This window comes from Thermoleptolyngbya oregonensis NK1-22, from assembly GCF_032705245.1.
Lineage (GTDB): Bacteria > Cyanobacteriota > Cyanobacteriia > Elainellales > Elainellaceae > Thermoleptolyngbya > Thermoleptolyngbya sichuanensis.
In genome coordinates this window covers 852,371-873,253 of the sequence record NZ_CP053540.1, presented here as the reverse complement: position 1 = coordinate 873,253, position 20,883 = coordinate 852,371, and the positions used below count along the sequence as shown (strand labels likewise).

Here is a 20,883-nt window from a genome sequence, read left to right as displayed (position 1 = left end):
TTTATCCAGCACCAAACAGCACCGAGCAGCACCGAAATTGAAAACCCGCTCATTCACCTAAGCCCAATTCAAACTGCACCGATCGCAAAGATGCGTCTCACTTAAAAATCAGCGTCTATGACACCCCCAATCCAGACTGTTGCGACTCATCTTCCCGACGCTCTCTGCCCTCCTGTGCCGCAGCGGGTCCGTCCAATCGCCCACCGCAACAATATCCGTGTTAATACGGCATTAACAGTTTTCATTGGCACTATCACCCTGCCCGTCATTAGCGCCATCGCCCTCCCTGTTGCCGCGCAAACGTCTTCGACCGGCACGGCTTCGACAGGATGGACAGCAACCCCGACCTCTCCTGCTGCGCCGATGACAAACGCCCCAGCGCAGGGACAACCCTCGCCCCAACCGGGGTTGCAGCCCTTGATGCCGCTCCTGCCCACCGCACCCCAAACGGACTCGCCCTTCACCCTCCAACAGCCCCTACCCGCCGCCCAAAGCCGCGATACCTACATCCTGGGCGCAGGCGACGCGATTCGCATTGATATTTTCGACGTGCCAGAATTCAGCGGGCAGAACGGGCAGTACACCATTCTGTCGGATGGCTCTCTAAACCTGCCCTGGATTGGCAATGTATCGGTGCAGAACATGACGCTGGAGCAGGCCGCCAACACCCTGGCTCAGCGCTACGCCCGCTATATCGACGATCCGCTGATTACCGTAACGCTGCTGGCTCCCCGTCCCATGCGGATTGGGATTATCGGTCAGGTGAATCGCCCTGGAATTTACACCGTCAACCCAGCAACGGGCGCAACCTCCCAAAAGCAAACCGTCAGCACCGCCATCCAGGCGGCAGGCGGCATCACCCAATTGGCCAACGTGCGGGCTATCGAGGTACGCCGCCCCACGCCCAGCGGAGAGCAGAGCATTACAGTTGATCTGTGGCGATTCTTGCAGGCCGGCGACATTTCTCAAGATATTGCGCTGCAAGATGGTGATACGGTGGTCATTCCTCAGGCCGACACTATCGACCCGGCAGAATCCGCCCAGATCGCTGCCGCCAGCTTTTCCCCCGCTACGATTAACGTCAACATCGTGGGCGAGGTGATGCGACCGGGCACTATTGCGCTGCCGCCGAATGTCTCGCTGAATCAGGCCATCATGGCGGCGGGCGGGTTCAATCGGCAGCGGGCCCGCCAGAGCGAAGTCAGTCTGATCCGGCTAAATCCCGACGGAACCGTGACGAAGCGTGATGTAGAGATTGATTTTGCGGCCAGCCTGAACGATGCCACCAATCCGCCGCTTCGCAGTAACGACATTATCGTCGTCGGGCGATCGTCCCTCGCATCTACCTCTGATTTCCTAAATACGCTGCTCAGCCCGCTCAACGGCGTGTTTTCCATTTTTCGCGTGTTTGATGGGTTGGGCAATCTCCTGGCCCCGTCTCCTCGGAACCCCTAGAGCAGAGGGGAGCTACCCAAATGGCTCAGGGTTTGGGCAATTTCTGGCGAAGACGCATGGCTGGTTCGGTTGGGGGTGCATTCTAGAACCGCCTTTCAAAAAACGCCTTTCAAAAAATGCTTTTCAGAGTAGGGCGTTCAACCTGAAATTTAAGCGCGGATTCTCAAGGTTCTAAGCAAAAAATTCAGGGGTTCCTATCAGCCTTTAAGCCCTAGCGGTTTCCATAGGCAAATGGATGACCCCGCATTGCGAGAGACATCACAGCGAGAAAACTATGGATCAGGATTTGGATTTGCAAGCCCTCGATGAGCCAGGGGAAGCCAGCGCTCCGAAAAAGGGCGGACTGCCGATCGGCGGACTGATCCGCATGGTGAAGCGGAAGATCTTGATCATTGGAGGAATGACGGGGGCACTGTCGATCGCCGCTTGGTTATCCACTGCCTCTGATCTGCCCACCTATCGCGGCAACTTTCAACTGCTGGTGGAGCCTGTGACCTCGGAGGCGCGGATTGCCGAGCCAACGGCGCTGACCCGTTCTGCGGGCGGTGTGCCCAGTCGGGACATTTTCAGCCTGGACTATCCGACGCAACTGCAAATTTTGCGGAGTCCCAAGGTGCTGGAAGAGGTGTATGAAAAGGTTCAGGCGAAGTACCCAGCGTTTACTTACTTTCAACTCATCCAGGGGTTAGAGCTGGGGCGGATTGGCAATACCCGCACAACGGAAACGAAGATTTTGCAGGTGGGCTACTCTGGCTCCGATGCGGAACTGGTGCAGATGGTGCTGAATGAGCTGGCGAGCAAGTATCTGCGCTATAGCCTGGAGGATCGCAAGTCTCGCATTAGTGAGGGGGTGAAGTTCATCGAAGATCAGCTTCCTAGCCTGCAACGGCGGGTGGCGGAGCTAGAAAAACAACTCCAGGAATTGCAGCAATCCTACGAGCTAATCGATCCATCTTCACAAGGGGGGCAAATCTTTTCGCAACTCCAGACGGTGACAGAGCAGCAAGTCGCAACCCAGCAGCAGATTCAAGAACAGCGCGTGCTTTACAACACGCTGCAACGGCAGTTGGGTCTGTCGCCCAATGAGGCGATCGCCGCTTCGGCCCTCAGCCAAGATCCCCGCTATCAGCAGTTGCTCAGCAGCATCAACGAAATCGACAGTCAGATTGCGCTGGAGTCGAGTCGCTTTACTGACGAAAGCCCGATTATTCAGCGATTGCGACAGCGGCAGGCCAATTTGACGACCGTGCTGGGGCAGCAGGCCAATCGCATTTTGGGGCCACAGCTTGCCCGCAAGGCGGATTCGCTGACCTATCAAGACTCGCTGCGGCTGGGGCTGATTCAACAACTGATCACGACGGCTAACGAGATGCAGGTGTTGCAGATGCGGGATCAGTTTTTGGCGCGGCGACAGGCAGAGGTTTCGCGCCAGGTGCAGCAGTTTCCGGCGATCGCCCGTCGGTATGCCGAGATTCAGCGCGAGCTGGGCGTGGCCACCCGCACACTGGATCAACTGCTGGGGCAGCGCGAGACGCTGCGAGTGGAAGCCGCCCAGACGCAAGTGCCGTGGGAACTGATCTCAGAACCCATGCTGCCTCGTGATCCTAGCGGCGCTGCCATTCCCGACCCCAATAGCTCTCGCAAGAAGCTGATGATGGGCATGGTGGCCGGGCTGGTGCTGGGACTGGGAACGGCAGTGCTGATTGAAAAGCGGCAAAACATCTTTTTCGGCGCAGAAGACGTGAAAGATGCCGTGCCCGTGCCTCTGCTGGGGGTGCTGCCGGCCTGCGCCACGGCCGACCCCTGCGGCAGCTTGCTCAGCATTGCGCCCAGCAGTGGGGAACTGAGCGAGGATGCCTTCCCGTTTCTGGACGCAGTGAACAATTTCTACGCCAGCCTGCGGTTCCTGAACCCCAACAACCTGGTGCGATCGCTCGTCGTTTGCTCTCCTGCGGCGGGCGACGGCAAGACCACCACTGCCCTCCACCTGGCGCAGACGGCGGCGGCGGCGGGGCAGCGCGTGCTGCTGGTGGATGCTAACCTGCGATCGCCCAAGCTGCACAGCATTCTGAACTTGCCGAACGAATGCGGGCTGAGCGAACTGCTGGCCCAAAAGGTCTATCCCGAAGATGCCATCCAGGAGTGCCCCAGCCTGGAGCATCTGTGCATCCTCACCGCAGGGCAAACGCCCCCCGGCACCACCAAAATGCTGGCCTCGCCCCAGATGAAAGACCTGATGGCGGCGTTTGATGCCCAGTTTGACCTGATCCTGTACGACACGCCCAACCTGGGCAGCACGGTGGATGCCAACTTTTTGGCAGCCCAGGCAGACGGCATCTTGCTGGTGCTGGCAGTGCGCCAGACGGCCTATTCCAAGACCAAAGAGGTGCTGAAAAAGCTGGAGGAATTTCACCTGCCCATTATCGGCACGGTGGCCAATCGGGCGATCGCCCCTGCCGAAGTATCTGAAGAGGATGATGAATACGACGAGTACGATGAAGATTCCGAAGGAATTTGGGCAGCGGCGGCAGCCGAGTTGGAACCCGACTACAATCCTGCCTACAATGTCGATGTCGATGACTTTGAGGACGTTGAGGACGACGACGCGGACGAAGCCCCCCAGCCCGTTCTAGACCCCCTATTTGTGGATGACATCGCATCATGACTCGACTTTTGGCAGGCGACATCGGCGGCACCAAGACCATTCTGCGGCTGGCAGAAGTTCACAGCGACGACGGCCCGATTAAGCTGCAAACGCTCCACGAGATGCGCTACGTCAGCGCGGAATATCTCGACCTCGTGCCGATGGTGCGGGCGTTTCTGGCAGATGCCGAAGACTGCATGGGCTGCGCTCCTGGAATCGAGAAAGCCTGCTTTGCAATCGCCGGCCCCGTGGTCAACAATACCTCCGTGCTGACCAATCTCTCCTGGACCCTGGAGGGCGATCGCCTCAGCCGCGAACTCAACATTCCCAATATCAGCCTGATCAACGATTTTGAAGCCGTCGGCTACGGCATTTTGGGCCTGGGTGAAGACGACTATTACACGCTCCAGGCCGGCAAGCCCCAGTCCAACGCCCCCATCGCCGTCATTGGCGCAGGCACAGGACTGGGTCAAGGCTTCTTGATTCCTCAGGGGGGCGTGTATTACGTCTACCCGTCGGAGGGGGGGCACGCTGATTTTGCGCCCCGTTCAGAACTGGAATTTCAACTGCTGAAGTATTTGCTAGACAAGCTCAGCATCAATCGCCTCTCGGCCGAGCGCATCGTGTCGGGGCAAGGGATTGTGTCAATTTATCAGTTTTTGCGCGATCGCCAGCTTGCCGAAGAGTCGCCCGACATCGGCGCAAAAATCCTCACCTGGGAGCGCGAGGCGGGCAAGGCAGAAAAATCCGTCGATCCGGGCGCAGTGATTTCCCTTGGCGCTCAGGCGGGCGATCGCCTCTGCCAGCAGACCATGACCCTCTTTGCCTCGTCCTACGGAGCCGAAGCAGGCAACCTAGCGCTGAAACTGCTGCCCTTTGGCGGTCTCTACATCGCAGGCGGCATCGCAGCCAAAAACCTGGACGTGCTAAAGGCGGGCGGCTTTATGGAGGCATTTCTCGACAAGGGGCGCATGAGTCCCCTGCTGGAGCAAGTCCCGGTGCATGTAGTGCTGAATCCTCAGGTCGGGCTGATTGGGGCCGCCGTAAGAGCCGCCCGACTATAGCGAAGTTGATTTATCTAGGACTTACGCAGTTGGACAATTTCTCGCGGGCGCAGCCCGCGAGAAATTGTCCAAGACCCAAGGAGCTTATCGCAAGTGCGTAAGTCCTGTTATCATCTGGCTCCATCATCTGAAATGATAGTCCCTGTAAGCGTGATATCTGCGATGCGGCAGGCTACGTCTGAAAGGACTTGCGTCTGAAAGGACTCGCGTCTCCTGAACGGGGATGACCATCTGCTTGCATCGCCCAGCAGGGAGGAGGAGCGATGAGGCGAAGACGGATAGCGCTATTCATGGCGAACTTTTGGGAGACGGTGAAAACGCTCCAGCGGGGGCGGATCAACCTCTCGGAACTGGAGCGCCTGCATAGCGACATGCTGAGCGAGTCCGTTGCGGATACGCCCTACTTGGTGCTGGTCGTCACGTCCTGCGCGATCGCCACCTTTGGGCTGCTGTCCAACAGCGCGGCTGTGATCATCGGCGCAATGATTATCGCTCCCCTGATGTTGCCAATTCGAGCGCTGGCCTTTGGGGCGCTGGAGGGGAACATTTTGCTGGTGCGGCGAGCGGCTGCGTCGGTTTTGCTGGGAACGCTGCTGGCCCTGGCGATCGCCTGGCTATTGGGGCGCGTTGTGGGCATTGCCAGCTTTGGCAGCGAGGTGCTGGCCCGCTCCAGCCCCAACCTGCTGGATCTGGGCGTGGCCGTGGCGGCTGGCGGGGTGAGCGGCTACGCCAAGATCAATCCCAAAGTGTCGGCCTCGCTGCCCGGAACGGCGATCGCCGTTGCGCTCATGCCACCCGTTTGCGTGATTGGGCTGGGCCTCTCCCAGGGCGACTGGAACCTCAGCCTAGGGGCGACGCTGCTCTACCTCACCAACCTGTTGGGGATTACGCTGTCCTGCATGTTGACCTTTTTGTTGGCGGGCTATACGCCTATCGAACAGGCGCAAAGAGCCTTGCTGTGGGCCTTCACCTTCACCGGGCTGTTGCTGATTCCGCTGGGGGTCAGCTTTGTGCAAATGGTGCAGCAAAACCAGCTTGAGGCCACCCTGAAACGGGCGCTGCTGACGCGCACGGCAACCTTTCAGCGTGTTCAATTGGTCGATAGCGACATCAACTGGTATACCCAGCCCCCAGAGGTGCGGCTGACGGTGCGGAGCCGAGAACCCGTCACCCCGCGCCAGGTGGAACTGCTGGAGGAATTTGTGAGCCGAGAATTGGGACGACCCATGACGCTGATTCTGTCCGTCAGTCAGGTCGAAGAAGTGCGGCGCGAACCCTAGAGGGCCACGCTGCATCTCTTCCAACCAATATCAGGACTCTCTTATAACCCTCTTGTAACCAATAACCAATATCAGGCAGCGCCCGGAACTGCGGTTACGGTAGGCAGCGTCGTCCATAGGAAAACCGCAAAGGTGGCGATCGCCAGAATGAACTGCACCAGCCGCCCAATCAGCGACCCCACCACAATCCCCAAACCGGCCTTAATCGCCAGCCACAGATCCTTGCGAAACAGAAACTCACCCAAAATCGCCCCAGCGATGGGGCCAATCAGCAAGCCCAAAAACGGGCCGCCAAAGGGCAGCGCAGGCAGCAGCCCAAACACGCCCAGCAGCAGCCCCACCACTGCGCCAATTTGCCCCCACTTGCTAGCGCCGGCTTTTTTCGCGCCCAGGTAGGTGGCCAGAAAATCGACCCCCGTGCCCACCAGCAGGCACACCACCGCCACCGTCAGGGGAATGCCCAGTCCGGTAAATCCATTGACGAGTCCCCAAACGGCGATCGCCAGCGCAATCAGCCCAATTCCCGGAATCGCAGGCGCAATGGAACCGATCACGCCCACCAGCATCACCGCGACAAGAATCCAGTAGAGGTAGACCATGTTTAGGGGTTAAGGGATAGAGGTTTGGCGTAGAGGTCGAGATGCAGTCTTTCGCCACTCCTTCACTTTAGCCAAAAGAGTCCAGATCGAGCGCCTTAGAGCCGCCACGCTCCAATTGCTCCAGCAGTCGTGCCAGTTGAGTCCACACCAGCAGTCCAGTCAGAACCGTCAGCGGAATGGCAACCGCGTAGGCCAACTTGGTGGGGAAGCCGAAAATTTCCAGCCCCGCCGCCAGAAAGAAGCACACGCCGCCGGAAATTCCCAAAAACGGCACCAAAAGCTGCGGCCCCTGCATATTTGCCAGCGTGCGGGTCGAGCGATTTTTGTCCCATTCGTTGACTTGCTGCTTGAGGGTTGCCGAAAAGGCCGCACCCGATGCCAGCCCCGCCAACAGCCCCGCCACAAACAAAAAATACGGAGCGCTTGAGTAGTAGTACGGCACAACGGACTCCTTCAGTGCAGATTCAGAGGATGAAACGGAAAAACCAAAAAGAAAATATTCCTTAACATCAATCTAGCCGGAATCGGCACCCTTGGGCGCACTGGTGGGGAGATTTGGGTGACGGGATGATTTTGGTGACAGGCGAAAGGGACGGAAAAATCGAAAACCAGAACCCCTTCCCTCTTCCCTCTTCCCTCTTCCCTCTTCGTTCTTCGTTCTTCGCTCTTCGTTCTTCGCTCTTCGTTCTTCGCTCTTCGTTCTTCGCTCTTCGTTCTTCGTTTTCCTCCCTCCACCATTCCAGCCCTCCCCTCATCGCTGCTACGGAATCGCCACCGTGTGCAGCAGACGATCGACGATTAGCCGCGCTTTGCGGCCGCCTGCGGGAATCAGGCGATGGGCCAGCACGAACGGGGCCAGATACTTCACGTCGTCGGGGATGGCGTAGTCGCGTCCTTCCAAAAAGGCGATCGCCTGCACGGCCCGATGCAGCGCCACCGTCCCCCGTGGACTCACGCCCAGCAAAATCTCCTCATCCTGCCGCGTCGCCCGCACCAAGCTCAGCATATACTGCTGCAAATGCGGCTCTACATGCACCGCCGCACACTTCTGTCGCAGCGCCTGCACCTCCTCCAGCGACAGGCAGGGGCGCAACGCTTCGGTGGGCACACTGCCGCCATCTAGCCGCTGCAACATCTGCAATTCTTCTAGCTCCGTCGGATAGCCCAGGCTCAGCGAGAGGGCAAAGCGATCCATCTGGGCTTCGGGCAGCGGGAAGGTGCCCTGATATTCCACCGGGTTTTGCGTGGCGATGACAAAGAAGGGCGTGGGCACGCGGCGCGACACGCCATCCACCGTCACCTGCTGTTCTTCCATCACTTCTAGCAGGGCAGACTGGGTGCGGGGCGTGGCGCGGTTGATTTCGTCGGCCAGCACCACGTTGGCAAACACGGGCCCCGGCATAAACACAAACTCGCCGCTGCGGGGATTCCAGATATTCGTCCCGGTGACATCCGACGGCAGCAGGTCGGGCGTGCATTGCAGCCGCTGAAACTGGCCGTCAATCGATCGCGCTAGGGACTTGGCCAGCAGCGTTTTGCCCACCCCCGGCACGTCCTCCAGCAGTGCGTGGCCGCCCGAAAACAGCGCCACCAGCACCAGCCGAATCGCCTCCGACTTGCCGACGATGGTGCGTCCCAAATTTTCTACAAGCTGTTCGATGCGGTCTCTCATGATAGGCTGGCGCAGAGTTGCGAAACGCTCTGCTCCATCATGGCAGCGATCGCCCGCAATCGGGGCAGGAATTCTGCGGGTTTTGCCCAGGACTGCCGCGATTTCCCAAGGCCCGGCAATGGCGCTAGGATGATCGGGGATTCATTTTGCAACGCGCTGAACCGTTCACCATGCGAATTCGATGGCGTTGGGTGGGGCTGTGGCTGGCGATCGCGCTGCTGGTAGGGCTAGTAGCGGGGCTGCTGCCAGCGGGATTTCTGGGAGAATCGCACTCCCGCCCACAGCCCGTCGCTTTGCGGCCAGCCCTGTCTACGCCTGACATCAACCCCGAACGGCTCTTGAGAGATGTGCAGGCGCTCAGCTTTGTGCGATACGAAGCGGGCGATCGCCAGCGGGCAGCAGAATATATCGAGCGATCGCTCACCGCAGCGGGCTGGCAGGTGGCGCGTCAGCTCTTCGGCGCAGGCGAAACCGCTGGAGAGAACCTGATCGCCACCCGCCCAGACGCGCCGCCGGATCGTCCCAAACTGCTGCTGGCGGCCCACTACGACACAGTGAAGGATTCCCCCGGAGCCGACGACAATGCGACGGCTGTGGCAACCGTGCTGGAAGCGGCTCGGCTGCTCGACCCGCAGGACGCGCCCGCCCGCCTGGAACTGGTGCTGTTTGACCGGGAAGAGGCGGGGCTGGAGGGCAGCGAGGCGTTTGTGGCGGAGGCGGCGCGGCGGCAGGGGGTGCGGGGCGCGGTGGTGATGGACATGATCGGCTATGGCTGCGACGTGGCGGGCTGCCAGTCCTATCCGGCGATGCTGCCGATCGCCCCATCGACGGATCGGGGCAATTTTCTGGCGGTGCTTGGCGATTTGCAACACAATCCCTACGGGCATCGCCCCCCGCTCATCCAGGCGTTTCACCAGATTGCCGATGCCCCGTCTGCCGCCGTCCCCCCCGTCCTCAGCCTGGCCGTGCCGCTGCTGGGCGACCTCACTCCCGACCTCCTCCGCAGCGACCACACCCCCTTCTGGAAAGCGGGCATCAGCGCAGTGCTGCTCACCGACACCGCCAACTTCCGCAATCCCCACTATCACCAGCCCAGCGACACCCCCGACACGCTCAATACAGCGTTTTTCCTGGGTTCGGCGCGGCTGGTAGTGAAGGCAGTGGACTGGCTCCTGCATGAGGGCGACTCGCAAGCGTAACTCGCAGCCATGCACTATCGCCGCTTTGGGAAAACCTATCTGCACCTGTCTGTCTTCTCGCTGGGGACGATGCGCTATCTGGCCTCGGCAGAAACGGCGCGGCAGACGGTGGAGCGGGCGATCGCCCTCGGCATCAACCACATCGAGACGGCGCGGGGCTATGGCAACAGCGAAATCTTTCTGGGCAAGGCGCTGGCAGGGCTGCGGCGGGAAGAGCGGGCAAAGCGGGAAGATCTGATCATCACCACCAAGCTGCCACCCACCACCGATGCTGATGCAATGGCGCGGGGCATTGACGAATCGCTGGCGCGGCTAGGGCTGGACTACGTAGACTGCTTGGCGATTCATGGGGTGAATACGGCAGAACATCTGGCGATGGTGACGGCGGAAAAGGGCTGCATGGCGGCGGTGCGGGCGGCGATCGCCGATGGGCGCGTGCGGTGGGTGGGCTTTTCGACGCATGGGCCGCTGGATGTGATTTTGGGGGCGATCGCCACCGACCAGTTCCAGTTTGTGAACTTGCACTACACCCTGTTTTTCCAGCGCAACGCAGCCGCAGTTGAACTGGCGCACCAAAAGGACATGGGTGTGTTCATCATTTCCCCAGCGGACAAAGGCGGCCTGCTCTACACGCCGCCAGAACAATTGGACACGCTATGCCGCCCCCAATCGCCGCTGCACCTGGGCTATCGCTGGCTACTCAGCGACCCGCGCATCACCACCCTCAGCTTGGGCGCAGCCAAACCAGAGGAACTGGACTGGCCCCTGGAAATGGCAGACCAAACGCACCCGCTCACAGACGCAGAGGTAGAGATTTTGGAACGGCTGCGATCGCACCAATCTGCCGTCTTGGGAACCGACCAATGCAGCCAGTGTTATGCCTGCCTGCCCTGCCCCGAAGACATCCACATTCCCGAAGTGCTGCGGCTGCGAAACCTAGCAGTGGCCTACGACATGACCCAATACAGCACCTATCGCTACGGCATGTTTGAAAACGCGGGGCACTGGTTTCCTGGTCGCCGGGGCGATCGCTGCACCGACTGTGGCGACTGCCTGCCGCGCTGTCCCGAAGCGCTGGATATCCCCACTCTGCTGCGCGATGCCCATCGCCGCCTGGGCGGATCGCCGCGTCGCCGCCTCTGGGGTTAATGCCTCTGCTGCAAAAATGAGACATCAACCTATCGTGCTACGTCCCTCTGGGCCGAAAATCTACCTGACAAAGCCCTGCCTCTGGGCTGATGCAGGTCGAACACACCTGGCAGTTTCGCCTGCCGCCCGACGCAGTTCCCACGAATGTTAGAGATTGCGGGGAAAAATGCCCATACCCGGTAGGGGGATGCTAGGCTATGGAGGATGCTGGGAACCGCTTCAATGTATCCCTGTATTCCTTGTCACATTGCCCCCATACGTTAACTGGTAGGTGTATCGCGTGGTTGCTACTCCCGAACGACTTGAGCAAACTCCCGCCGAGCTTTCCTCCGGCGCGGCCCCGTCCAGCCGAGTGGCGGTGTTGCTGATGGGCTACGGCGAGGTCGAGAGCTACGAAGACTTTGCTAACTACAACGAGCAGGCGCTGAACCTGCTGACGGCAAAATTTGCCCCCGTCCCCACCTGGCTCTATCCGCCGCTGGCTAAGCTGCTGGCCGTGTTTGACCTACACGAGTGGCAGCATCAGCACGATCACTTTATCTCGCCGCACAATGCCATCTTTGAGCAGCAGCGGGCAGGTATCGAGGCGCGGCTGAAGGAAAAATGGGGCGATCGCATCAAGGTCTTCAAGGCGTTCAACTTCTGCGCCCCGTTTTTGCCGGAGCAAGTGCTGGCGCAAATCCAGGCAGAGGGCTTCGACAAGCTGCTAATTTATCCACTGCTAGTGGTGGACTCAATCTTTACCAGCGGCATCGCGGTGGAGCAGGTTAACAAAGCCCTGGCGAAAACCTTTGTCGGTTCCGAGCATTGGCTCAAAGGCACGCGCTACATTCCCTCCTTCTACAACGAGCCGGAATACATCGACCTGATGGCGCGGCTGGTCGAAGACAAGATTCATGCTGACCTGGCGGTGGCGCACCTGCCGTCACAGACGGGCATTGTGCTGATGAATCACGGCTGTCCTCACAAGGCTAAGGGCTTTACCTCCGGCATTGACGAAAGTCAGGCGCTCTATGAGCGGGTGCGCGAAAAGCTGATTCACCGCTATCCGCTGATTTCCGTCGGCTGGCTGAATCACCAAACACCGCTGATCGAGTGGACCCAGCCCAATGCCGAACTGGCCGCCAAAAACCTGATCGACTTGGGCGCAACGGCGCTGGTGTTCATGCCCATTGGCTTTGCCACCGAAAACCACGAAACCCTGCTGGATGTGGATCACATCATCCACGGGCTGCGTCGTCGCCATCCTGAAGTGACCTACGTGCAGATGCCCTGCGTTAATGACCACCCCGACTTTCTGCAAATGGCAGCAGATTGGGCCGATGGGCAGATTGCTGATTTGCTGGAGGCAGAGGCACTGGCGGTGAATCCATCGCTGGCGATCGCCCTGGCCCAGTCCTATGCAGATCACCATCACCATGAGCATTCCCACGGGCATTCCCACTCGCATGATTCTGGATCTGCTCACCCAACTGAGCATCGCCATGCCCACGGACATACGCATGACCATTCCCGCCAGCCTTCCCACGGTGAGCATTCTCACAGGCATTGAGATAGGTACGACTTCAGGTCAGGAAATTCTGCACTAGCCGTTTTGCCATGAGGATGTCGGGCTTGCCGGGCCCGTTGACATCGGGCAGCACACCGACAATCTGAAAGCCCATCTTTTGATAAAACTCGTAGGGGTGGTTGCCAGGATTGCGAATTTGGGCGATGTGCTGAAATGGGTCAGAGTAGAGGTCAACCCCAAACAGGCTGGTTTGACCCAGTTCGTCGTCTGTGCCCAGATACAGGGTGTGGCCACCCTGCGCCGCGGCTTGTTGTTCCAGGTCTTGTACGAGCGATCGCCCGACACCCCGCCCGCGCCAGTTGCGCTGCACCACCAGCGGATGTAGCTCCCAAGCAGAACCACCATACTGGGCGATCGCCCCAATCCAGCCAATCACTTCACCCGACGGCAAGATGGCAATCCGACTGAGGCGATCGCCCGCCAGCGATTCTTCCACTTCTGCCACCGCAGACGGCATATCGCGCCAGCCATGCTCCATCTGACCAAAGGCATCCACCAGCATTGCCGCCAATTGCCGAATCGTGTCGGGTTCATCGGGCTGCAAATCGCGGATGTGCCAGTGCATTACGCAGGTTTTTGAAAGATCATGAGGTGCTGCTGCGGCAAAAAGCCCTTGGTTTCTCGCCAGACCAACCCCACTGCTTGCATTTCCTGCTTCACCTGGCGCTGGGTCATTTTGTGTAGCCCTTTGATGGAGATGAAGGGATTTTCGCCGCGATATTCCACCAGCGCCACGCGGCCGCCCGGTTTCAGCGCCTTGAAAATGGCTTCCATCATCTCGCGGGGATATTCAAACTCGTGGTAAGCATCGACCATCAGCGCCAGGTCAATGCTGTCTGGCGCAAGCTGGGGATTATCCGGCTCGCCCAGCACGGGTTCCACGTTGTCGGCAGGCGTGCCTGCTTCTGCGGCCTCCTGCTTAAAGAATTCAAGAATATCGATCATCTCCGGCTGGATGTCTACTGCCAACACCTTGCCTTGGGGCACTAGGGGACTCAGGCGAAAGCTGAAATAGCCCGTGCCTGCGCCAATGTCGGCAACCACATCGGTTGGCTTTAGGTTGAGGGCGGGCAGCACTTTGTCGGGCTGCTCTTGGAGCGATCGCCCCGGCCGCTCCAGCCACGCCGCCCCCTGATGCCCCATCACCTGCGCGATTTCTCGCCCCATGTAAAATTTGCCAATGCCGTCGGGATTGTGCAGCACGCGATATTCATAAAATTCCGTATTGGGCGGCGGCGGGTCGAGCGTTAGCACGGGCGCAAGATCCTGGGCGCGGGTAGGAGAAATTCCGCAGAACCAGAGCAGGCAGGCGAGGGCGATCGCCAGAAGGCGGCGGTAGGGCATGGGGCGATGGGGGATAGGGTGGGTCTTCTCCATTATTTCCGGTGGGACGGGTGAGCGGCTACTCGTTTGGGCGAGATGGTGCAAAATCAAGATAGTTTTTCAACCTTGCGTTAGGTCTTGCGTTATGTCTACAGTCAGCCTGCTGCGGGCCACCAGCTACGAACATGAATCGCTGCGCCAAGCCCTGCAAACCCTGCTGGAACCCCTGGGCGGCATGGGGGCGTTCGTGAAACCGGGCGATCGCGTCTTGCTCAAGCCAAACCTGCTGACGGGGGCACGACCGAAAAAGGAATGCGTAACGCGCTGGGAACTGGTCTACGTTGTCGCGCAACTGGTGCAGGCGGCAGACGGCAAGCCGTTTTTGGGCGATAGTCCCGCCTTTGGTAGTGCGCGGGGGGTGGCGATCGCCAATGGCTATCAGCCGCTAATCGACGAGCTAAATTTGCCGATTGTGGAATGGAACGGCCGCCGCTACGAAACCGTGAGCGAGAATTTCAACCACCTGCTGCTGTGCAGAGAGGCAATGGAAGCAGATGTGGTGATCAATTTGCCCAAGGTGAAGTCACACATGCAACTGACGCTGACGCTGGGTGTGAAGAATTTATTTGGCTGCGTCCCCGGCAAAATGAAAGCCTGGTGGCACATGGAGGCAGGCAAAGACAGCCGCCGCTTTGGGGAAATGCTGGTCGAAACTGCACGGGCGATCGCCCCCAACCTCACCATTGCCGACGGCATCATAGGCCACGAAGGCAACGGCCCCAGCAGCGGCGAACCGAGGATGCTGGGCGTGCTGGCTGCGTCGGCAGATGTCTTTGCGTGCGATCGCGCTCTCGTCGATATCCTTCAGGTCAATCCAGACCAAGTGCCCACGGTTGCCGCCTCCCAGCGGATGGGGCTATGTCCGTCCTTGCATCAAATCAATTTTCCGCTTTGCCAACCCGCCGACCTGCGAATTGAAAACTGGAAACTCTCCGATCGCCTCATGCCGATTGACTTCGGAATGCCCCGCGTGATCAAGTCCACCTTCCGCCATCTCTACATCCGCTTCATCAAAGAGCCGATGACGGCCTACGCACGACGGCAGGAAACCTGAGTGTGGGATGCATCCGGGCGATCGCCCTTCATCTCCTTGCACCCGTACCTTTGGGCGATCGCCCTTCATCTGGCAGCACCGACACCTTTGGGCGATCGCCCTTCATCTCCTTGCACCCGTACCTTTGGGCGATCGCCCCCCGGATACCTTTTGGGGCGTTGCACACTGACCGAAATCTGTCGCTACTCAACCTCTGCGGCTGACCCGAAAGCGGCTGGGAGTGTGCGGTTTGAACCAGATCTCGAAGAACTGAGCCTTCGCAAGTGGGGGGCGAATCGCCTACCCAACCGGAAGCTGACAGAACCAGGGCGCTGAGGGCTAACGGTGAAGTTATGCGGCGGCAGATAAGCTTGAACTCCTACCGATAACCTCTGTTCCGTCCGTTGCAGCGAATTTATAGGGAGACGGAACAGCGTAAGAGAGGAGACGACCATGCAGCGAGCGACAGAAGGATGTCTACTAACATATTGCTTCGCTCCTCTCATACAAGTCACTAAGAGCCAGAGAAATGGTAATTAGGGAAAGGAACTAGGCCGGGATTGAGGACGACCATCCAACGTCAGACAGCCCGATGTCTACTAACATACTGCCTCGCCTCAACCTTGACCCGCTTCCCTTAACGAATTCTACGTGCTTCGCACACGCTTCGCGAACAGGGATAGGTAATAAACACCTTAGACCTCCTGCGTGAATGGGAGGGAATGTGCCAGTTAGGGATAAAAGCTTGCAAAGATGGGTAGGCGCATGGCAGAACTAAACCCAAGGAGGAAATGCCATGCCTTATCAAGACTTGCAAAGCCTGTCTGCTGGAGAGTTTAAGCGATTCTGTGGGGTTAACCGGGAAACCTTTGGCGAGATGGTCGAGGTGTTACGTCCCCAACTAGAACGACAGGGAAAGCGGGGCGGACAAAACAAACTGAGCGTGGAAGACCAATTGCGAGTGGCATTGGAATATTGGCGGGAATACCGCAGCCAGTTTCACATTGGCGCGAGGTGGGGACTGCATGAAACCACAGTCGGACGCATTATCAGGAAAGTGGAAGACATCTTGATCAAGTGCGGCAAGTTTCGTTTGCCCAGCCAACGGCAGTTGTACCAGCCTGGATGGGAATGGAAGGTGTTTATCGTAGACGCAGGTGAAGTTGAAATTGAACGTCCAAAAAAACAGAAACGTTACTACAGTGGCAAGCAGAAGTGCCATACCCTGAAGGCGCAACTGTTGGTGGATTTTGAGAACGGGCAGGTGATTGCGACTGCAATCGACCAAGGCAAGACGCATGACTTCAAGCTGCTCAAACGAAGCCGCCTGCCCTTGGTATCGTCGCAGTTATGTTTAGCTGACCGCGGGTATCAGGGATTTGCCAAGCGTCATGCTGGAGCTTGTACGCCCACCAAAAAACCACGCAACCAACCGTTAGCCGAGGACGAGAAGCAACACAATCGGGCATTAGCGAGACTGCGGGTGAGAGTAGAGCATGTGATTCGTCGCTTCAAGATCTTTCGCATCTTCTCAGGGCGCTATCGCAACCGGAGACGACGCTTTGGCTTGCGCTTGAACTTGATTGCAGGACTACTCAACTACGAACTGGCACAGTAATTACTCAACCCAATAGCCAATCGAACTGATGTGAGGTAAGGGCACGAGAAATGGCATCAAAGGCAGAAATGCCCTGACGCTTTGCAGTATTGACCAGCGAACGCACCTGAGCGAATAACTCTGCTCCCCAGTCTGAGCGGAATCCGTTGGTCACCTTGCGAAAGATTACACTCCAGCGCAACGCCTGTTCACTTGCATTATTAGTCGGCGGGATTGCCTCATCGGTCAGAAACAGTAACAGATGAGCGTGAATCTTCTGATAGCGTTTGAGCAACCTTTGTCCCTCGACTGATTTGGGCTGCAAGTTGAGAATCTCTCGGAGTGACCCACCCAATCGAGCGCAATACTGTTCGACGGTCGAGGTGGCAAGGATCTGTCGTCGCCGTTGCAAGGCAATGGCTTTGAGCAACAGCCGTTTCATCCGGGGCGCAAACAAATCATCCCCTGCATCAATCGCATACTGACAATCACGCAGTTGATGCGCTAAACATACTTGCCAGTCTTGGGCTGGATGGGCTGCCTGAGCACTGAATAAGTCAGACACCCAAATCTGCGGTTGATGCCCAGCCATCACGGTATCAATGACCGTTTTGCCACGAGTGGGACGAATCACATGCAGACACACCTGGTCGTTTTGAAACACCCATTCCCACTGGTTTTTCCCATTCACCCGCGCCCCGGTTTCATCACTACCCACTAGCCGAGCACTGCGTAAACGTTCCACAATCTTGGCAATTGGAGTTTCTAGCTGCCCCTGCACCCGTTGCAAGAGATTGGCAATGGCTCCTTCCGACAGCTTTAGACCGTAAAGGTCGCCCATCAAGTGGCTCAACCGTTGGTAGCTGATAGCATGGCTGTAGCGTAGATAGGTGACTAGACTCGCAACACTCGTACCAAAGGGAGACCCTGGCTCTAATCCGACTGGAACCGGAGCCTCATACGCCTTTTGGCAACACTGACAAGTCCCACCGTAGCGTTCAACTCGGGTGATGTGAGGGGTCAATCGGGGCAATTCAATGCGCTCGTAAATCCCACTCAATCGCTGCATTGATAAGTCAACTTCGACCCCACAGTGGGGACAGCTTTTAGCTTGGGCTATCACCACTTGATCTGGTTGTTGGCTCAATGTCCGCCCACCATTGCGGTGATGCCTCGTTTCCTCACCCTTGACGGAAGTTGATTGAACACGGCTCTGATTGGGCTTAAAGCCTTGAGATGGAGGCAGACTCGAATTCTTTGACGTTTTCTTGACCCGTTTTTGCTTCAGCTTTTCCACCTCCGCTCGCAACGTTTGCAACTCCTGCCACAGCCCGCTTATCAGGGCATCCTTTTCGCTATGGCTCAGTCCATCGAGGGGGGGCAGTTCCTTCATGGCAAAAGCTTATCATCTTCTGCTATGACCCTGCTCAGGTCAACCTAGTTGAGCAATTACCTGGCACACGCTTCCTGATTCATGCAGGAGGTCTACTCAACAGTTGGTCGCATCCCAGGGGTTGATGTTGAGTTAAATTTCAGCCTCTCGTAGGAGAGGTGTGTCTATTCGCGGTTGATTTACCCTGTTTCAGCCATTTTTGCCTGCTTTGGCATCGCTTTGTTCAGGGGTTTACCTCAGCATTCCTTGAGTTGTTCTCAATCGAGCTTAGTTTGCACACTTTTGCCACCCTTCATGAATAATGCAGGCTAAAGCTTGGGCTAAAGCGCCTGGGTCGGAGAACAAATTGTTCTGATCAAGGTAGGGGTAAGGGTAGTGGATTATCGTAAAGGACACAGAAAAACAAGGTAACGTTGTCCTATTCGTAGATTTTGGGGGAGAAGGCTCCATGACTATCGAGATGACCTGTCCAACCTGTGGGTCTCACGACATCTCCAAGAACGGCACCACCCGGCGTGGCAAGCAAAACTACAAATGTCGAGACTGCAACCGTCAATTTGTCGAGGATCCTCAATGGAAGCCGAAAGATAAGGACACTCGGGCTTTCGTCGATCTACTACTGTTGGAGAAAATTCCGCTAGCTGGTATTGCCCGGGTCAGCGATGTCTCGGATAGCTGGCTGCAGACCTACGTCAACGCATGCTACGAAGCCGTGCCCAAAGCGGCAGCGGTCATCCCCAAGGCGAAAGGCAAGCTGAAGGTGCAGATGGATGAACTCTGGTCTTTTGTCGATCACAAAGGCAACAAGCAGTGGGTCTGGGTGGCGATCGATGCCGATACCCGAGAAATCATCGGCTGCCACATCGGTGAGCGCTCTCGGGAATCGGCGATCGCCCTCTGGCAATCCATCCCGGCGGTCTATCGACAGTGTGCCAAAGTCTATACCGATTACTGGGAGGCCTACGTTACCGTCATCCCAAGCAAACGCCATGCGGCGGTGGGCAAAGAGAGCGGTTTGACGAACTACATCGAACGCCTGAACAACACCCTGAGGCAGCGGATTTCCCGGTTGGTGAGGAAGACACTGTCCTTTTCCAAGAAGCTAGAGAACCACATTGGTGCGATCTGGACGTTCATCCACGACTACAATCACCGTGTTAGAGAGAAGCTAGCAGAACAGGGCGGGTTCAGCTTTTCCTCTGTCCTTTACTAAAAGGTACTACCGGGGTAAGCAAGAACCACTCTCAGAATTTCTACCGAGAAAAGGAGAACTTTAAGTGTAAAAGATCAGCCGCCCTCCGGATCACAACATCATCTCACGAATACTGAGATAGCGTGTTTGGATATCACTTATCCACGTAAGGGTGTACCGATCGAGGATCTACGAGAAGCGCTAAAAACAGCCACAGGGTACAGACTGGTCTTTTTTCCCTGAACCGCTTGAGTCGGGGTCAGCGAGTCGAGCGTCTCTCTTTGTTTTGTAATGTTTCCCTGATATAGACTGGCAGACCTGCATCATCCAGACCTGCATCAACATTGACTGGGCGATCGCGCTGACTAGGGCTGCTCTTGCAATTGTTCATTTAATCTGCGATTTCAAGACCACAAAATGCCCCAGAAGATAGCTTCAGAAAATCCACGGTTGTCCTGATCGAATCACTGAGAACAGGAATATCCTCCTCAGTATTAAGGAGTTTGTTCGAGTAGCAAGAAAAAGTCACATCTATTCAGTATTTACTGAGCAAACCCTGAAACAAACGGCATTTCGGGGACTGTTTCCTATGTCAAAACGTTCCGATCTTTGTGAGCAGAACCTGATACGTTGCTTCCCTACCGGAACTTTAAAAAAGTCTCGAACAAATTAAAGCTTCAAGCAACCTTGGCATACGGTTCTATCCAGGCTTGGGGGCGACTTCATAGCATAGGTATCAGGAGCTAACCAGAACTGATGAATTCTCAAATCATTCTCCTTGTCCAGTCCACTCACCGTGAAGGAGCGCAAGCAAACCGTGATAGTCACCTCCAGCCAACCTTCTTCCGTCATGAACTACTCCTCAAGACTGATGCAAATCGCTGAGCGACGAGCCGAATTGAAGGAAGTGCATCCCTCGGTGACCAGTAAGGCAAAGCGCTTGATTGATGTTCTGGGCGCACTGGTGGGGCTGGCGATTACAGGCGCAATCCTGATTCCAGTGGCGATCGCCATCTGGGTAGATGACCCCGGGCCCATCTTCTACAGCCAAATCCGCTGCGGACTTAACGGTCAGTTTTTCCGCATCTGGAAGTTCCGCTCAATGGTCGTCGATGCCGATAAGGTCAAGCACCTGGTTAAAAACGAAGCTCAAGGACTCATTTTTAAGAACGAAAAAGACCCCAGAATCACTCGCGTCGGACGATTTCTCCGCCGAACCAGCCTCGACGAATTGCCCCAGTTTTGGAACGTCCTGATGGGCCAGATGAGCCTGGTAGGGACTCGTCCCCCTACCCAGGATGAAGTGTCGAAGTACAGCCCCCACCACTTCCAGCGCCTCGCCGTAAAACCCGGAATCACCGGAGAATGGCAAGCAAACGGGCGTTCCACAGTCAAAGACTTTGAAGAAATCGTCAAAATGGATCTGGCCTATCAAAAGAAGTGGTCCGTTGGCTACGACATCCAGCTCATTCTCAAGACGATTCAAGCTGTGCTGAACAAGAGTGGTGCTTGCTAAGCAATCCCTCTGCATACCCAGAACAATACTCATAACCAAATACTCATACCGAACTAGCGTCTCCTGGAGTAGCGGGCTATCCTGCAACTCCGGGAGACGTTCTGCTGTGAAGAGTAGGCTGGGGAGGGATCTTTCAG

18 protein-coding genes are annotated in these 20,883 nt (G+C 57.3%); 12 read left to right on the top strand and 6 right to left on the bottom strand.

The genetic code is table 11. From position 1 onward, the window contains the following. Nucleotides 1-174 precede the first annotated feature (174 nt). The 4 genes from HNI00_RS03755 to HNI00_RS03740 all read left to right on the top strand — a co-directional run bounded on the left by HNI00_RS03755 (nucleotide 175) and on the right by HNI00_RS03740 (nucleotide 6,443). On the top strand, nucleotides 175-1,455 hold the full coding sequence (locus HNI00_RS03755; RefSeq protein WP_316790800.1) for a polysaccharide biosynthesis/export family protein: 1,281 nt from the start codon (nucleotides 175-177) through the stop codon (nucleotides 1,453-1,455). Between the two features lie 274 nt (nucleotides 1,456-1,729). Beyond that, on the top strand, nucleotides 1,730-4,120 hold the full coding sequence (locus HNI00_RS03750) for a GumC family protein (protein WP_316790798.1): 2,391 nt from the start codon (nucleotides 1,730-1,732) through the stop codon (nucleotides 4,118-4,120). Further along, nucleotides 4,117-5,163 (top strand): glucokinase, encoded by a 1,047-nt coding sequence (locus tag HNI00_RS03745; RefSeq protein WP_316790797.1) that lies wholly within the window; start codon nucleotides 4,117-4,119, stop codon nucleotides 5,161-5,163. The genes HNI00_RS03750 and HNI00_RS03745 overlap by 4 nt, the downstream gene beginning before the upstream one ends. Nucleotides 5,164-5,453: 290 nt before the next feature. Next, nucleotides 5,454-6,443, top strand: a complete 990-nt coding sequence (locus HNI00_RS03740; protein WP_316790795.1) for a DUF389 domain-containing protein — start codon at nucleotides 5,454-5,456, stop codon at nucleotides 6,441-6,443. A 71-nt stretch (nucleotides 6,444-6,514) separates the two neighbouring features. Here the strand turns inward: HNI00_RS03740 and HNI00_RS03735 are convergent, their stop codons facing one another. From HNI00_RS03735 to HNI00_RS03725, 3 genes are all read right to left on the bottom strand, one after another. Further along, nucleotides 6,515-7,042 (bottom strand): DUF456 domain-containing protein, encoded by a 528-nt coding sequence (locus tag HNI00_RS03735; RefSeq protein ID WP_277774138.1) that lies wholly within the window; start codon nucleotides 7,040-7,042, stop codon nucleotides 6,515-6,517. Nucleotides 7,043-7,109: 67 nt separating this feature from the next. Next, entirely contained in the window at nucleotides 7,110-7,484 is a 375-nt protein-coding gene (locus HNI00_RS03730) for a hypothetical protein (protein WP_172356402.1), read from the bottom strand. Between the two features lie 318 nt (nucleotides 7,485-7,802). Then, nucleotides 7,803-8,714: an AAA family ATPase gene (locus tag HNI00_RS03725; protein ID WP_172356404.1), complete on the bottom strand. Its 912-nt coding sequence runs from the start codon at nucleotides 8,712-8,714 to the stop codon at nucleotides 7,803-7,805. Nucleotides 8,715-8,884: 170 nt separating this feature from the next. Between HNI00_RS03725 and HNI00_RS03720 the strand changes: the two genes are divergently transcribed. The 3 genes from HNI00_RS03720 (at nucleotide 8,885) to HNI00_RS03710 (ending at nucleotide 12,614) form a co-directional block, all read left to right on the top strand. Then, nucleotides 8,885-9,913 (top strand): M28 family peptidase, encoded by a 1,029-nt coding sequence (locus HNI00_RS03720; RefSeq protein WP_316790792.1) that lies wholly within the window; start codon nucleotides 8,885-8,887, stop codon nucleotides 9,911-9,913. A gap of 9 nt (nucleotides 9,914-9,922) precedes the next feature. Continuing rightward, entirely contained in the window at nucleotides 9,923-11,062 is a 1,140-nt protein-coding gene (locus tag HNI00_RS03715; RefSeq protein WP_316790790.1) for an aldo/keto reductase, read from the top strand. Nucleotides 11,063-11,342: 280 nt separating this feature from the next. Further along, nucleotides 11,343-12,614, top strand: a complete 1,272-nt coding sequence (locus HNI00_RS03710) for a ferrochelatase (protein WP_316790788.1) — start codon at nucleotides 11,343-11,345, stop codon at nucleotides 12,612-12,614. A gap of 13 nt (nucleotides 12,615-12,627) precedes the next feature. Here the strand turns inward: HNI00_RS03710 and HNI00_RS03705 are convergent, their stop codons facing one another. Beyond that, nucleotides 12,628-13,197 (bottom strand): GNAT family N-acetyltransferase, encoded by a 570-nt coding sequence (locus HNI00_RS03705; RefSeq protein WP_316790786.1) that lies wholly within the window; start codon nucleotides 13,195-13,197, stop codon nucleotides 12,628-12,630. Further along, the gene (locus HNI00_RS03700) at nucleotides 13,197-13,976 is read right to left on the bottom strand and encodes a class I SAM-dependent methyltransferase (protein WP_316790784.1); all 780 of its coding nucleotides are present in this window, start codon (nucleotides 13,974-13,976) and stop codon (nucleotides 13,197-13,199) included. Before HNI00_RS03700 ends, HNI00_RS03705 begins: the two co-directional genes overlap by 1 nt. A 124-nt stretch (nucleotides 13,977-14,100) precedes the next feature. Here HNI00_RS03700 and HNI00_RS03695 point away from each other — a divergent pair, with 124 nt between their 5' ends. From HNI00_RS03695 to HNI00_RS03685, 3 genes are all read left to right on the top strand, one after another. Further along, nucleotides 14,101-15,069 (top strand): Npun_F2552 family protein, encoded by a 969-nt coding sequence (locus tag HNI00_RS03695; protein ID WP_316790782.1) that lies wholly within the window; start codon nucleotides 14,101-14,103, stop codon nucleotides 15,067-15,069. Continuing rightward, nucleotides 15,070-15,384: a hypothetical protein gene (locus HNI00_RS03690; protein WP_316790780.1), complete on the top strand. Its 315-nt coding sequence runs from the start codon at nucleotides 15,070-15,072 to the stop codon at nucleotides 15,382-15,384. 460 nt (nucleotides 15,385-15,844) lie between these two features. Then, nucleotides 15,845-16,666 carry an IS5 family transposase gene (locus HNI00_RS03685; protein WP_316790778.1) on the top strand — a complete coding sequence of 274 codons (822 nt, stop codon included), beginning with the start codon at nucleotides 15,845-15,847 and terminating at the stop codon, nucleotides 16,664-16,666. Between the two features lie 4 nt (nucleotides 16,667-16,670). On the opposite strand, the gene tnpC is transcribed toward HNI00_RS03685, so the two are convergent. Beyond that, a complete protein-coding gene (tnpC, locus tag HNI00_RS03680; RefSeq protein WP_316790697.1) occupies nucleotides 16,671-18,038 on the bottom strand; it encodes an IS66 family transposase in 1,368 nt (455 codons plus the stop codon). A 460-nt stretch (nucleotides 18,039-18,498) separates the two neighbouring features. Between tnpC and HNI00_RS03675 the strand changes: the two genes are divergently transcribed. Both HNI00_RS03675 and HNI00_RS03670 read left to right on the top strand, forming a co-directional pair. After that, nucleotides 18,499-19,251 (top strand): IS1 family transposase, encoded by a 753-nt coding sequence (locus HNI00_RS03675; RefSeq protein WP_316793393.1) that lies wholly within the window; start codon nucleotides 18,499-18,501, stop codon nucleotides 19,249-19,251. 829 nt (nucleotides 19,252-20,080) lie between these two features. Next, complete coding sequence (locus HNI00_RS03670; RefSeq protein WP_297077368.1) at nucleotides 20,081-20,746, top strand: sugar transferase; 666 nt, start codon at nucleotides 20,081-20,083, stop codon at nucleotides 20,744-20,746. The last annotated feature ends 137 nt before the right edge of the window (nucleotides 20,747-20,883 follow it).